Origin of the sequence: Pseudomonas brassicacearum (assembly GCF_000585995.1) — a bacterium.
Classification (GTDB): Bacteria; Pseudomonadota; Gammaproteobacteria; order Pseudomonadales; family Pseudomonadaceae; genus Aquipseudomonas; species Aquipseudomonas brassicacearum_A.
Genome location: NZ_CP007410.1, coordinates 5,145,648 through 5,158,155 on the forward strand (window position 1 = coordinate 5,145,648; position 12,508 = coordinate 5,158,155).

The following is a 12,508-nucleotide window of genomic DNA, read 5'->3' on the forward strand; positions in this document are numbered from 1 at the left end:
CGCATGTTGTCTAAGAACATGAGCAATTCTGTGGGGAAATAGCTTGTTGGGATTTTCCTTACATCCTCTACGTCGGGCTCGCGCCGCCAACTTCGAACGTAGAGGTAGTTATGCCCACAAAAATTTCACCCTGCTCTCCGCATACCCTGGAGACCAGTCATGCCTGATGCTTATCTCCCGGGCTCTTTCACCCGTCACAACCTCCATCTTCATGCCCTATTGGTTGAAAACCAAGCTTGGTTCAGCGCCTCCGACTTGGGACGCTTGATGAGCAAGCACCTCGATGAGCGCATGACCCGCAAGCTTGACCCTGACCAGCGTCGGATGATGCTCGTGCATGTCCACGGGTTGACCGAAGAGCGTCTGATGCTGAGCGAGTCGGGTGTTTATGCGTTGCTGGTTTATCACTACTGTCCTGAGTATCGATTGCTGCGTGAGTGGATCACGCATCAGGTGGTGCCTACGCTGCGGGATGAGCGCTGCTCACATAAGGTGGAGCGTCCTACGTTGAGCGTGTTGGATTGGCCGAAGATGTCGCTCTGCATGCTGCACTGGCAGGATGAGCCGTGGATTCGCTTGCGGGATATGCCGGCGGTGCTGGTGGATGATCCTTTTGGACAGCATGAGTCCTGGTGGCGGAAGGCGTCGCGGGTTTTGCGGGGGTTTTGAAGCTCAATCTGAAGCCGTCGTCCGTGTTCGGGCGGCGGTTTTTGGTTGGTGAAATGGGGTTGGGGCTGCTTCGCAGCCCAGCGGGGATAAATCCCCTCGCCACAATTCAGCGGCAGGCTTCATTACTATGTTTTTTAGATCGCGAGCGGGCTCCTGTTGAGTTGCTCAGGAACGAAATTTTTTGGAGATGTGTCATGGCTGAAAAATACAAAAGTGAAGCTTTCGAATCGATTCACAACTCGGCTGAAGCGCTGCTGAAGATCGGCGCTATCGACACGGCCACTATGCGGGAGTTCGACGAAGCCTGCATTGCTGAGGTGCCTGCTGAAATCTCAGATCAGGAAAACTCTTCCGAGCTCACGACCGCCCCTCAAAACTCTCGATGATGTCCCCGGGGGTGCGGTCAAAATCCGCCGACGCCCGAATCTTCCCCTTCAACCGACCTGGCTTGCGCATCTGAGGCGTATCGGCATGAGGTAGCAGATCCAGAGGAGGCTTATCGGCCTTAGTGATCATCACCCTGTCGCCCTGCCATGCACGCGTACCTACGGATTTTGCGTCATCACTCATTCGAGCCCCCTTGTCATCAACCTTGGCCTTCGCAATGCCTCGCAGTGTAGCAACGCTCGCTTCTGAAGCAGGCTTGTCCAACATAGTCGGAACTATAATGCCGATTATCTCGGCTCAACCCTTCACTTCCGGCAATATAATTCCGGTTATGCACGCGCATGGTGAAGCAAGTTGTAATTGCGACGCTGCCGTCCGTGTTCGAGCGACGTTTTTTTGTTGGCTTTATGGATTGGGGCTGCTGCGCAGCCCAGCGGGGATAAATCCCCTTACCACAGGATCGGCGTCGAGCTGGAGGTGCATCAATAACATCTCGGGCGCTGTCCATGGGCGGGGCATTGCTACAAATTTGCTCTGATCTGAAAACAGTCAGTGCAACCCATCCCGCCTCCCGCTATTAATACCCTTCCCCCTCAAGGACCCGAGCCCGTCATGAAATTCGACCTCGCCTACTGCCGCAGCCTCGACGACAAGCTGTCGATCTATGACGTGCGCGATTTGAATTTCGACGAGACGGTGGCGTTCGATTCCGCGAAGGAACAGTTCCAGTGCCCCAACGACGCCTGTCGAATGGCGTTTGATGCGGCGAATGTGTTGGGGACGTTCAACGCCAAGAATGTGAATTACGTGCGCACCCCGCACTTCAAGAACATCCCCAGCACGCGGCATGTCGAGGGTTGCCCTTATGTCAGCCTGAAGACACCGGCATCGGGCCTGGAGGCGGATGGGGCGGAATCGGATGACGGGCGGGAGGAGCATTTCCCTTCGGAGTTGTTGCTGACTCGGCGTGAGTATGTGCGCAAGCCGTCCAACCCGGCGACGGTGGCGGACGTGACACGCGATGAGCGCCTGCCTTCAACCGCCAATCAGAGCGAGCACCCGGGCCGTGACTCGGCGCCGGACAAGACCCATGTCTTCGCCCATCCGGTGGAGTGTTTTGTGTCGAACTTCGCGGACAAGGACCTGCTCAAGCGTATGCCGCTGAAGATTGGCGAGCACACAGCACCCTATGGCTCGTTCTTCAAAAAGATCGAATATTTGCAGGACAACAAAGGCTTGATTTACTGGGGCAAGATCAAGGAGATCAAGGATTACACGCTGAGCTTTCGCATCGATTTCGAAGCAAAGGTCTGGTTCAAGCAAGCGGACGAGGCGAAGAAAAAACCTTACTCAGTCAACGTTTACCTGAGCAAGAAGCTGATCGACAACTACCGCAAGCGCAAAGCGTTCCTGGAAGAGATCAAGCACGCCGCCGACAGTGATGCGCCGTTGTATTGCTTCTTTTATGGCGTGACGCCGGAGTTGAAGCAGGTGCCGAGCAAGAAGAACCCCGAACAGACGTTCGGGGTGTTCAGTGCCAATATCGAGAACCTCGATCACTTCGTTATTCGGGAGGCACCCGGGTTGGCTGAGGGTTAGTCACCAGTCCCGGGCAATTGAAGTTTGACCGCACCGGGGTGTTGTTTTACGACTGCGTATGGCAGCACCGACCAGCCAGGGTCATCACAAACGCGTTGCGCGCGGGCGAAGAACGGTCCCAGGTACAAACCTTTTTCGGTGAAGTACCAATTGGAATATCCCCAGACGCCTTCATCGGTGTAGTCGCAGCTGTCTTCATCCGTTGGCTTCAGCATCTCGTCGGGGTACAGCGTGGTGAATTGCTTGATCAGCCATGGCGCGAATACCTCGCGCTGGTAAGTGTATCGCGCCTGGCTCTCTTCATCGGTCAACGGAGCATCACCCATGTCGTTGTGGCCGGCGTACAGCGGTGGCTTGCCTGTGCCAACCCAGAGAACATCTTCCAGCGACAAACTGTGGCCGGTGTGAGCATCGAGATTGAGCGGCGAATTGCCAAAATCCGGATGCACGCCGCCGCAATAGTAACTTGTGGAAATGTTCAGGCTGATCACATCGGGCGATAGGAATTTGGGCGCAACGCCTTGGTCGAACTCGGCATTATCCGCGCCCTGCAACAGACAGCCGTGGTAGCTGATGACTTCGGTCCAGAGCCGTCCCAACAATTGCCGATTGACCCGTTGTAGTTCGTCTTTCGAGTAGCCCGACTCGACGCTGAACATGGAAATACCGGAATCTGGCTCCGTCCACCATTGCAAGTCATGCCCCATGAAAGATTCTTTCTTGCCCGGCTTGAGTTTCAAGCCTTGCAGGCGGAGATACTCATAAGGATCACTTTTTTGCAGCTCGGCGATAACGGGGGAAAGATCAGCCCCAGGTGCTGGGAGCCTGGCCTCGGTCAACTGTACGGGCAGAACTTTGCCCTTGAGACTTTTCCATTCACCCTGCCACCCGTTGGCCGTTTTTTGCAGCGTCAGGGTTGGCAGCGATTGGCCGTCGTCGTAACGGGTACCGCCCTCGACCAGCGTCAGGGTCTTTCCTTGCTGCGAGCCGCTCAATCCCAAGTCACGACGGTATTTCTCATAGAAATAACGACCGATGACCTCGTCCTCTTGAGCAGTGTTGAGTCCCAGCACAATCGGCATCTTGCCCAAGGTGCCGGTAAAGACGCCGCTACCACCGTCGGCACTGGCTGTCGAACAGAGCGCGAGCAGGCACGCGGCGCTGGATGCGAGGAGCAACAGTCCTTTGAACATGGAATCTTCCTGGAAAAAGCGAGCGTCAGCTCACGAAATGGGTGGCGCGAAGTATGACGAATCAGCCTCATAGAATCGATATGCCACCCTCTCCTACAAAATTTTGAGCAATGCCACGCAGCAACTTACCGCACCGATATGCCCAACATCACGACGATCAACAATCCGATATAGACCCCGGCGTGAAATCGATCCGGTATCCGCCCGATCCATGGCGTAGCTAATCGAATCCCCACTAACGAGCCCAGTGTCAAAACCGCGAACGCCTGCAAATCCACATACCCAACAAACCACGGCCCCAAATCAAACTCGGTAAACCCGGCCATGGCCATGTAAGTCAACGTCCCGGCCACCGCAACCGGCAAACTCAGCGGGTTAGCCATGGACGTCGCGCGCGACATGTTCAGCCCGCAACGACGCAATAACGGCACGGTCATGACGCTGCCACCCACGCCCAGAAAAGTGGCGATGACGCCGATGCTGATTCCGCCTGCCGATACCTCTGCCCTGCCCAATCGCCGTGGGACTACAGCGTCAGGCTGCGTCAGAAAACCGCGTCTGAACAAGCAGTCCAAAATGGTCACGCCCAGATAAACGATGAAGGCATAGCGAATGACTTCGCTACTCGCCCACATCGCGGCAACGGCTCCGACGATAGCGCCCACGCCGATGAAGCCGCCCAACGGCCACACGTAGTGGCGAATGAGGTTACCGGCGCGGTGATGCTTGGCGGTGGCGATCAGCGCGCTGACTATCATCACGCAGGTCGAGGTGGCCACGGCAATATGCATCGCCGATTGGCCGATAGGGTCGTCAGTGCCGTGGCTGGCGGTGAGCATGCGGTATAGCAAGGGCACCACGACGAATCCACCGCCGAAGCCGAACAGCACAGCAGTGATGCCAGTCATGCAACCGAAGAGTGCCAGCAAGAGGTAGAACATCGCGCAGCATCCGTAAATTGAGAGAGGCCGACGATAGAGCGATGGGTCTTGGCCTGCCTCAGCAAGTAGGCCAATAATGTTTGTGTTTACGCCAATCGCTGGATACCGCTCGATGCGCAATGTTTCGATTGACCTGCTGGACGACACGCCACGGCCAGTAGTGGCTATCGGCACGGATTACCCCGACGGTCATCGGTTGCCGCGCCATACCCACCGTCGGGCACAGTTGCTCTATGGCGCCACGGGTGTGATGCAGGTCAGCACGGCGGAGGGCAATTGGGTGGTGCCGCCGCAACGGGCGGTTTGGATTCCGCCAGGCGTCGCCCATGAGGTGTTGATGGTGGGCGTCAGTACACGCAGCCTTTATATCGAACCGGCCGCCGTGACGGCCATGGACGCGCGTTGCCAGGTCATCAGCGTCTCGCCCCTGATGCGCCAGTTGCTGATGGAAGCCGTGGCGCTTGCCCCGGACTATGACGAGGCTGGACGAGACGGCGCATTGATCAGCCTGCTGCTGCACGAATTGTTGCGCAGCACCCATTTACCGCTGCACCTTCCATTGCCGAAGGACCCGCGCCTGCTGGGCCTGTGCCAGGCATTCCTGAAACATCCCGACGCCCACGCCTCGCCCGCGCAATGGGCCGCGCAGTTGCCGGTCAGCCTGCGTTCGTTCAATCGGCTGTTCAGTCGGCAGACCACGCTGAGCTTCAGTCAATGGCGACAACGGGCGTGCGTGATGTCGGCGCTGCCTCGCTTGGCTGAGGGCCATTCGGTGACCCGCATTGCCCTCGATCTGGGGTACGACAGCCCAGCGGCGTTCTCCACCATGTTTCGCCGGGTGCTGGGTCAAGCCCCAAGCGCCTGGCAGGAAGCAGCCGCTGGTCATTGATCAAAAAAATGAGATTGATCCGGATTCAAAACAACTGTACAAAAACACAGTATTTTTGAACCCGCCGCTTTGGAGAACCCCCATGGCCTCTCTCGCAATCAAAACCACCCTGCAACGTATCGCTGTCTATCAATTCACCCCTGCCCATAGCGCGCAGGCCCGAGCCATGCTCGGTTGGAGTGTCGAGGAGTTGTCGCGGCAGTCCGGCGTCTCAGTCCAGGCCATCCGGCGCTTCGAAGCCGGGGGCGAGTTGCTCGACGTGACCCGCTTGGCCCTGGCCTTTCGGCTGGAATCCGAAGGCCTGGTGTTCTTTCCCGGCTTCGCGCCGGGGCGTGGCATGAACATCAAGGGCGCCACGCCGGACCCGATGGAGCGGCCAGACTACGCCATGATCGAATGATCGATACGTCGGGGGTCAGGCCATGTCGGGCTGGTCCTGATAAGCCGAGGGCTCCACGTCCAGCCACCAGGCCCGGCCACGTTGTGGCTGCGTCAGGGTGAATGTTTCGCCCATTTGCGGCGTGGCGATGCTGACGTTGCGCTCCCAGGCCAGGGCCAGGATGCGATCGAAGGGTTCGTACCAGGCATGCATCGCCAGGTCGAACGTGCCGTTGTGAATCGGCAGCAGCCAGCGGCCCTTTAGATCGATATGGGCCTGCAGGGTTTGCTCAGGTTGCATGTGCACATGGGGCCAATCGACGTTATAGGCGCCGGTCTCCATCAACGTCAGGTCGAAGGGGCCGTAATGCTCGCCGATGCGTTTGAAACCGTCGAAGTAACCGGTGTCGCCACTGAAGAAAATCCGGGTGGCGCCATCGATCATCACCCACGACGCCCACAAGGTGCTGTTGCTGTCGAACAAGCCGCGGCCGGAAAAGTGCTGGGATGGCGTGGCAATGAACTCGATACCGTCGACCTCGGTGCCTTGCCACCAGTCCAGTTGACGGACCTTGCTGGCGTCGACGCCCCATTTGACCAGGGTGTCGCCCACGCCAAGGGGGGCCAGGAAATGGCGAGTCTTGGCTGCAAGCTTGAGGATAGCCTGATGATCGAGATGGTCGTAATGATCATGGGAAAGGATCACCGCTTCAATCGGCGGCAGCTCTTCCAGGCTGATGGGCGGCTGATGAAAACGCTTCGGCCCGACCCATTGCACGGGTGAGGCGCGCTCGGAGAAAACTGGATCGGTCAGCCAAAACTTGTCCCGCAGCTTGAGCAGCACGGTGGAATGACCAAGGCGCCAGACACTGCTGTTCGGCGCAGCCAGCAAAGCAGCGCGCGTCAACGGTTGGACCTCAATGGCGCCCGCAGGCCGTGTGGCGCGCGGCTTGTGGAAGGTCATGTTCCAGATGATGCGCAAGGTGGTGCCGAACCCTTGCCGCGGAGTGAAGGTGTGATTGCGATACTTGCCCTGTTCATGCCGGGATGAAGGCTGGGCAGACGGGCTGTCGGTCGAAATAGAGGGAGTGGTCATGGTGCGATAACTCCAAGGACGTCGTCGCAATTGCGCTTCGCCTTTGTGGGACGCTGGATGGCCGTTGCATGCACGCTCAGCCGCTTGACGCATAAACTACACCGCTCGGTGTAGTTTCTAGATTGCATGAATCTTGTGAGCAAGTAAACTGCTGAGTGTAAGTCCTCCCCTCTCCACCCGACGAATGCACATGACCGTACCGCAGCGCCTTACCGAGCGAAAACGCGAAGCCATCCTTCAAGCCGCGATTGCCGAATTTCGCAGCAGCGGGTTCGAGATCACCAGCATGGACAAGATCGCGGCGACCGCCGGCGTATCAAAGCGCACGGTGTATAACCACTTCCCCAGCAAGGAAGCGCTGTTTGCCGAGATTTTGAATCGGTTATGGCACAGCATTACGGCAGAACAGGACGTGTCCTACAGCTGCGAAAAACCTCTGCGAGAGCAACTGCAGGCTTTGCTGCAAGCCAAGTTGCGCATGCTGGCGGACGAGAATTTCCTCGACCTGGCGCGCATCGCCATTGCCGCAACGATTCATTCCCCCGAGCGAGCCCAGGACATGGTTGGGCGCATGGGCGAGCGCGAAGAAGGCTTGACCGTCTGGATTCGCCTGGCCCAGGCCGATGGCCAGTTGAAGCCCGTGGAACCGGCCTTTGCAGCCCAGCAAATGCACGGACTGCTCAAGACGTTCGCCTTCTGGCCACAGATTTCCATGGGTCAGCCGAGCCTGACCGAGGATGAACAGATACACGTGATCGAATCGACCCTCGACATGTTTCTGAGCCGCTACCAGGCCTGAACCTCAGTCCCTCCTGAACAAAGCGCTCCCGCAGAATGAAGGTCTATTGCGCCGGCGGACTGCTCACGAATTTCTGGTGCATTTCGGTGGTCAGGCTATCGATACGCTCGGTCAAGGCCTTGGTCATTTCCGTCAGACGGGTGTTCTGTTCCAACAATTCAAGTAACTGCGCCGTGTTCTGCGCAGCCTGGGCCTGGCGTTCGCTGTTGGCGATGGCCAAGGCTTCGCGATGTTGAGCATCGGCTTCCGCTTGGGCCTTGTCCCGCGCAGCCTGGCGGGTTTGCGCCAGCAGGATCAGGGGGGCGGCATAAGCCGACTGCAGGCTGAACGCCAGGTTAAGCAAAATGAACGGGTAGGCATCGAAATGAAAGACCCCCATCAGGTTCAGGCTGATCCATAGCAGCACGATCAGGGTTTGCGCACCAAGGAACATCGGCGTCCCGAAAAAACGCGCGAAGGCCTCCGCCCGCAGCGCAAAGCGGTCATTGCCGAAAGTCGGTGCCAAATGCGCGTGAGGGCGATGAAAACGTAAGTGATCAACGGGAGCGGTGGCGGTGGGTTGGGATTTCGTCATCGTGATGTTCTCTGCCAGGACCGGGGCTTAAAGCACTATACGCGCTGCTGGTTAAGGTCAGCGTAAACGCAAGTTGCGCCCCAACTCATCGAACAATGTCACCACAGAACGCAGGGCGCGGCAGTCCGGGCGGGTCAGGAGCCAAAGCGCCGTATCATAGCCTGCCAGCGGCTCGCCCAAAGGCATCAGGCCCTGGTTCTCATCGATCAGAAAGTCCGGCAGCGCCGCTACCCCCAAGCCGGCCCGCACCAGCTCGGAGACCGAGAGCATGCTGTTACAGCGATAGGCAGGCACCACGCCAGGTAAATGTTGGCGGCGCCAGGCCACGGTGGGGTGATCAGGGAGGAAATCGTCCGGCGCAATCCAGGCCATGGCGGCCAAATCATCTGGATTCGTCGAGCGCAAATAGGTGGTGCCGGCACATACCCGGTAAGCCACATCGCCCAGGTTGCGACCGACCAGATGCTCCGGCGGTGTGCGGGTCAAGCGCAACGCGATGTCGGCATCACGACGACTCAGGTTGGCGAAATCGTTCGAGGTGCTCAACTCTAGGGTCAACGCCGGGTACGCGGGCATGAACCGCGCCAGCGCGGGCAGCAACAAGGCTTGCAGGACCGCGTCAGTGCACGTCAGGCGTACCGTGCCGCTGACGACCTCGCCACCCTGCTCCACACCGATACGCGCCGCCTCCAAGGCCTGCTCGGCGCGCTCGGCCTGTTCGGCCAGCGCCTGGGCCAGGCTCGTGGGCAAGTACCCGGCACGACTTTTTTCGAACAAGGGTTGGCCTAGCGCCGCCTCGAGCCGGCGTACCGAGCGGAATACCGTGGACACGTCCACATGCAGCAATCGCGCTGCCCGGGCCAGCGAGCCGCCACGGACCAGCGCCAGGATCAGGGAAAGATCGGGGTAATCCAGACGATAGTGCGTCGATGCATTGATCAATTGGGTAAACGCCAATATTGATTGCGTGAACGCCAATCTATAGTGGCAACCAGGAATCAACAAGCGGCGAGCCTCCCATGGAAAACCAACGTCCTTTGCACATCGCCCTGGTCGGCGATCACGACCCACACATCACCGCCCACCGAGCGATCCCCATCGCCCTGGAACTGACCGAAAAACAAACCGGCCAAGAGATTCGCTTCCAATGGCTGGCAACCGAGCTCATCACAGACAGCACGGTGCTGAAGGATTTCGATGGCGTCTGGTGCGTGCCCGGCAGTCCTTACCGAAACGAAGACGGCGCCTTGCAAGCCATTCGTTTTGCCCGCGAACAACGCCGCCCTTTCCTCGGCACCTGCGGCGGTTTTCAGCACGCGGTGTTGGAATATGCCCGCAATGTGATGGGCTGGGCCGACGCCGCCCATGGCGAAACCGCCCCTGAAGCGGAACGGGTATTGTTGACGCCGCTGAGCTGCGCCTTGGTCGAAACCATCGACAGCCTCCAACTCGAGGCGGATTCCTTGATTGCCAGGGCCTATGGTCGCCAGACGGTATTCGAGGGCTACCATTGCCGCTTCGGGGTCAATCCAGAATTTGAACACGACTTGCTGGGCGAACGCTTGCACGCCGTGGCCCGGGATTCAGCCGGTGACCTGCGAGCCGTGGAACTGCGCGATCATCCGTTCTTTGTCGCGACGCTGTTCCAGCCTGAGCGTGCAGCGCTGGAGGGTCGCGTGCCGCCGCTGGTCAGGGCGTTTGTCGAAGCCTGTGCCAGGACAATGCCATGAACCCCCATTATTACGCGGTGATCTTCACATCCCTGCGCACGGAGGGGGACCAAGGCTACGCCGAAGCCGCCGAGCGCATGCTGACCCTGGCCCGAGAGCAGCCGGGGTTTCTCGGCGTGGAATCGGCCCGTGGCGAAGAGGGTCTGGGGATTACGGTGTCATATTGGAGCGATGAAGCTGCGATCCTGGCCTGGAAACAGCATCCCGAACACAGCGCGATCCGCGAGCGCGGTCGTTCCACCTGGTATGCCCATTGCCATACGCGGGTGTGCAAGGTCGAACGGGAGTATGCCTTCCAACGCCCAATCTAATGCCAGGACACAAATCCTTGTGGGAGCTTACTCGCGATGGCGGTATGAGCAGTCACGGTGATATTGGCTGATCCACCGCTATCGCGAGCAAGCTCGCTCCCACAGGATTTTTATTCAACTCAAGATCGGGGGCTCAGCCTGCCACCAACTGTCGCACCGCCACGATCTCCGGCAAATCACTGCGGGCCATGTACACGCGCAAGGGTTCGGTGAGGTTGATCCGGTCGTCGATGTTCTGATCCAGCAACAACTGGATCCGCTCGCGCTTGAGGGCCATGGTGCCGTCTGTCACGGGAGTCCAGACAAATTCGCTGGTGGGGATGATGCCGTCGTCGGCCACGTCCATGCCGAAGGCGTCTTCGCTGAACCGCACGATGTATTGGCCGGTCTTGCGGTTCAGGCCGACAAAACCCTTGAGCTGGTCGGCGGCCTGGCAGATGAATGTCGAAGTGGTGCGCATGGTAAACCTCATGGATGCGTCCCTCAGGACGTCTGATCGATGGTTTACACACAAGGCAAGTGAACGCTGGCTTCAGGTTTCCCTCTGCCGGGGAAACTGGTGCGGCCAAGGGTACTGCAAAGCATCCTGAAAAGGCGTGGGAAAAATCTGCTTTGCACAAATTTATGTCGGTATAGCGATAGCGCCGGTAGCGTTCAGTTGTTAAAAGAGAGGTCTTTGCAAACCTACGAAAGGATCTCGAGCATGCCTGTCACCTTCACTCGCGGCGCCTTGATGCTGAGCCTGTTGCTCGGCTTCGGTCAGACCCAGGCCGCCGAGGCCCCGAGCCCCAAGGCCCTGGCGGCCCTTCAAGGCATTCCTCATCCAGCGGTCATCGCCCACCGCGGCGCCTCGTTCGACGCGCCGGAATCCACCGCCGCGGCCTACAAACTGGCTCGCGACCTGGGCGCCGATTACCTGGAGCTGGACCTGCAACGCAGCAAGGACGGCGTGCTGTTCGTCTTGCATGACGACAGCCTGCTGCGCACCACGGATGTCGCGACGAAATTCCCCGAGCGCAAGGACAGCACCGCCAACGCGTTCACCATGGCGGAACTCAAGACCCTTGATGCCGGCAGCTGGTTCAACGCCGCCTACCCGGACCGCGCCCGCCCGTCGTTCGTGGGCCTGAAAATCCTCACCCTTGATGAAGTGATCAACATCGCCGAGGGCAACCCGCAGCAAAAACCGGGGCTGTACATTGAAACCAAGGAGCCGAAGCTGTTCCCCGGCATCGAGCGCGACCTGAAGGATAAATTGCAGGACCGCGGCTGGCTGAGCCCGTCCGGATCCAAACTGGCCAAGCGCGCCACCGGGGTCGGCCAAGGCAAGGGCAAGGTGGTCTTGCAGACCTTCGAAAAGAGCAGCCTCGAACTGCTGCACAAGGAGATGCCGAAAGTGCCGAAGATCCTGCTGTTATGGGTCGGCGAAGGCAACATCGAGCCCAAGTCCAAGGTGCCGTTTGCCCAATCCGGTGAAACGGACAAAGCGGTTTATTACGCCAAGCAGGAACCCAAGGACAAGGCCGAATTCGAAAAGTGGATCCAGTACGCCAAGGCCCAGGGCGCCATCGGCACCGGACCGTCCGCAGCGTTGACCCATGGCGGTAGCCAGAGTTACTCGGACCTGGTGCAACCCTGGATGAACCGGTACACCCATGACCAGGGTCTGCTGGTGCATGTCTACACCGTGGATGAAGCCGTGGACTTCAAGAAAGTCATGGATGCCGGCGTCGATGGCATCTTCACCAACCGCGCCAGTGAACTGCTCAAATACTTCAAGCGTCCCGACACGGGCAGCGTGGCGCAGTTGTTGGAGAAGAACGGTTACTGACCCGAACACGCCCATGGAACAACGACGTTAGTCCCATGGGCTTTATCCTGCTTTTCAAAAGTTTTCCGAATTAAGGGTGAATTAAGTTGCCAGAGATAATCTGAACGCACT

At 58.8% G+C, this 12,508-nt stretch carries 15 protein-coding genes; 9 read left to right on the top strand and 6 right to left on the bottom strand.

The genetic code is table 11. From position 1 onward, the window contains the following. The first annotated feature begins 159 nt into the window (after positions 1–159). The 3 genes from CD58_RS22015 to CD58_RS22025 all read left to right on the top strand — a co-directional run bounded on the left by CD58_RS22015 (position 160) and on the right by CD58_RS22025 (position 2,655). A complete protein-coding gene (locus CD58_RS22015) occupies positions 160–669 on the top strand; it encodes a Bro-N domain-containing protein (RefSeq protein ID WP_025215115.1) in 510 nt (169 codons plus the stop codon). After that, positions 633–1,055, top strand: coding sequence for a hypothetical protein (locus CD58_RS31985; RefSeq protein ID WP_235195279.1), 423 nt, complete (start codon positions 633–635; stop codon positions 1,053–1,055). Before CD58_RS22015 ends, CD58_RS31985 begins: the two co-directional genes overlap by 37 nt. 613 nt (positions 1,056–1,668) lie before the next feature. Then, positions 1,669–2,655 (top strand): hypothetical protein, encoded by a 987-nt coding sequence (locus CD58_RS22025; protein ID WP_025215117.1) that lies wholly within the window; start codon positions 1,669–1,671, stop codon positions 2,653–2,655. On the opposite strand, the gene CD58_RS22030 is transcribed toward CD58_RS22025, so the two are convergent. After that, entirely contained in the window at positions 2,652–3,848 is a 1,197-nt protein-coding gene (locus CD58_RS22030; RefSeq protein ID WP_025215118.1) for a DUF4179 domain-containing protein, read from the bottom strand. The two genes, CD58_RS22025 and CD58_RS22030, sit on opposite strands and share 4 nt — an antisense overlap. Before the next feature lie 125 nt (positions 3,849–3,973). After that, the gene (locus tag CD58_RS22035; protein WP_025215119.1) at positions 3,974–4,789 is read right to left on the bottom strand and encodes a sulfite exporter TauE/SafE family protein; all 816 of its coding nucleotides are present in this window, start codon (positions 4,787–4,789) and stop codon (positions 3,974–3,976) included. A gap of 112 nt (positions 4,790–4,901) precedes the next feature. Between CD58_RS22035 and CD58_RS22040 the strand changes: the two genes are divergently transcribed. Both CD58_RS22040 and CD58_RS22045 read left to right on the top strand, forming a co-directional pair. Then, positions 4,902–5,678 carry an AraC family transcriptional regulator gene (locus CD58_RS22040; protein ID WP_025215120.1) on the top strand — a complete coding sequence of 259 codons (777 nt, stop codon included), beginning with the start codon at positions 4,902–4,904 and terminating at the stop codon, positions 5,676–5,678. 82 nt (positions 5,679–5,760) lie between these two features. Continuing rightward, positions 5,761–6,078 carry a helix-turn-helix domain-containing protein gene (locus CD58_RS22045; RefSeq protein WP_025215121.1) on the top strand — a complete coding sequence of 106 codons (318 nt, stop codon included), beginning with the start codon at positions 5,761–5,763 and terminating at the stop codon, positions 6,076–6,078. A gap of 15 nt (positions 6,079–6,093) precedes the next feature. Here CD58_RS22045 and CD58_RS22050 read toward each other — a convergent pair whose 3' ends face one another. Continuing rightward, positions 6,094–7,152, bottom strand: coding sequence for an MBL fold metallo-hydrolase (locus tag CD58_RS22050; protein WP_025215122.1), 1,059 nt, complete (start codon positions 7,150–7,152; stop codon positions 6,094–6,096). A gap of 190 nt (positions 7,153–7,342) precedes the next feature. Here CD58_RS22050 and CD58_RS22055 point away from each other — a divergent pair, with 190 nt between their 5' ends. Next, on the top strand, positions 7,343–7,951 hold the full coding sequence (locus CD58_RS22055) for a TetR/AcrR family transcriptional regulator (RefSeq protein WP_025215123.1): 609 nt from the start codon (positions 7,343–7,345) through the stop codon (positions 7,949–7,951). 43 nt (positions 7,952–7,994) lie between these two features. Here the strand turns inward: CD58_RS22055 and CD58_RS22060 are convergent, their stop codons facing one another. Then, on the bottom strand, positions 7,995–8,525 hold the full coding sequence (locus CD58_RS22060) for a DUF1003 domain-containing protein (protein WP_025215124.1): 531 nt from the start codon (positions 8,523–8,525) through the stop codon (positions 7,995–7,997). 57 nt (positions 8,526–8,582) lie between these two features. After that, positions 8,583–9,530 carry a LysR family transcriptional regulator gene (locus CD58_RS22065; protein ID WP_038436709.1) on the bottom strand — a complete coding sequence of 316 codons (948 nt, stop codon included), beginning with the start codon at positions 9,528–9,530 and terminating at the stop codon, positions 8,583–8,585. 14 nt (positions 9,531–9,544) lie between these two features. Here CD58_RS22065 and CD58_RS22070 point away from each other — a divergent pair, with 14 nt between their 5' ends. Both CD58_RS22070 and CD58_RS22075 read left to right on the top strand, forming a co-directional pair. Then, the gene (locus tag CD58_RS22070) at positions 9,545–10,255 is read left to right on the top strand and encodes a CTP synthase (protein ID WP_025215126.1); all 711 of its coding nucleotides are present in this window, start codon (positions 9,545–9,547) and stop codon (positions 10,253–10,255) included. Further along, positions 10,252–10,566, top strand: a complete 315-nt coding sequence (locus CD58_RS22075) for an antibiotic biosynthesis monooxygenase family protein (protein WP_025215127.1) — start codon at positions 10,252–10,254, stop codon at positions 10,564–10,566. The genes CD58_RS22070 and CD58_RS22075 overlap by 4 nt, the downstream gene beginning before the upstream one ends. Before the next feature lie 133 nt (positions 10,567–10,699). Here the strand turns inward: CD58_RS22075 and CD58_RS22080 are convergent, their stop codons facing one another. After that, positions 10,700–11,026 carry a DUF2025 family protein gene (locus CD58_RS22080; RefSeq protein ID WP_025215128.1) on the bottom strand — a complete coding sequence of 109 codons (327 nt, stop codon included), beginning with the start codon at positions 11,024–11,026 and terminating at the stop codon, positions 10,700–10,702. A gap of 243 nt (positions 11,027–11,269) precedes the next feature. Here CD58_RS22080 and CD58_RS22085 point away from each other — a divergent pair, with 243 nt between their 5' ends. Continuing rightward, entirely contained in the window at positions 11,270–12,397 is a 1,128-nt protein-coding gene (locus CD58_RS22085; RefSeq protein WP_025215129.1) for a glycerophosphodiester phosphodiesterase, read from the top strand. The last annotated feature ends 111 nt before the right edge of the window (positions 12,398–12,508 follow it).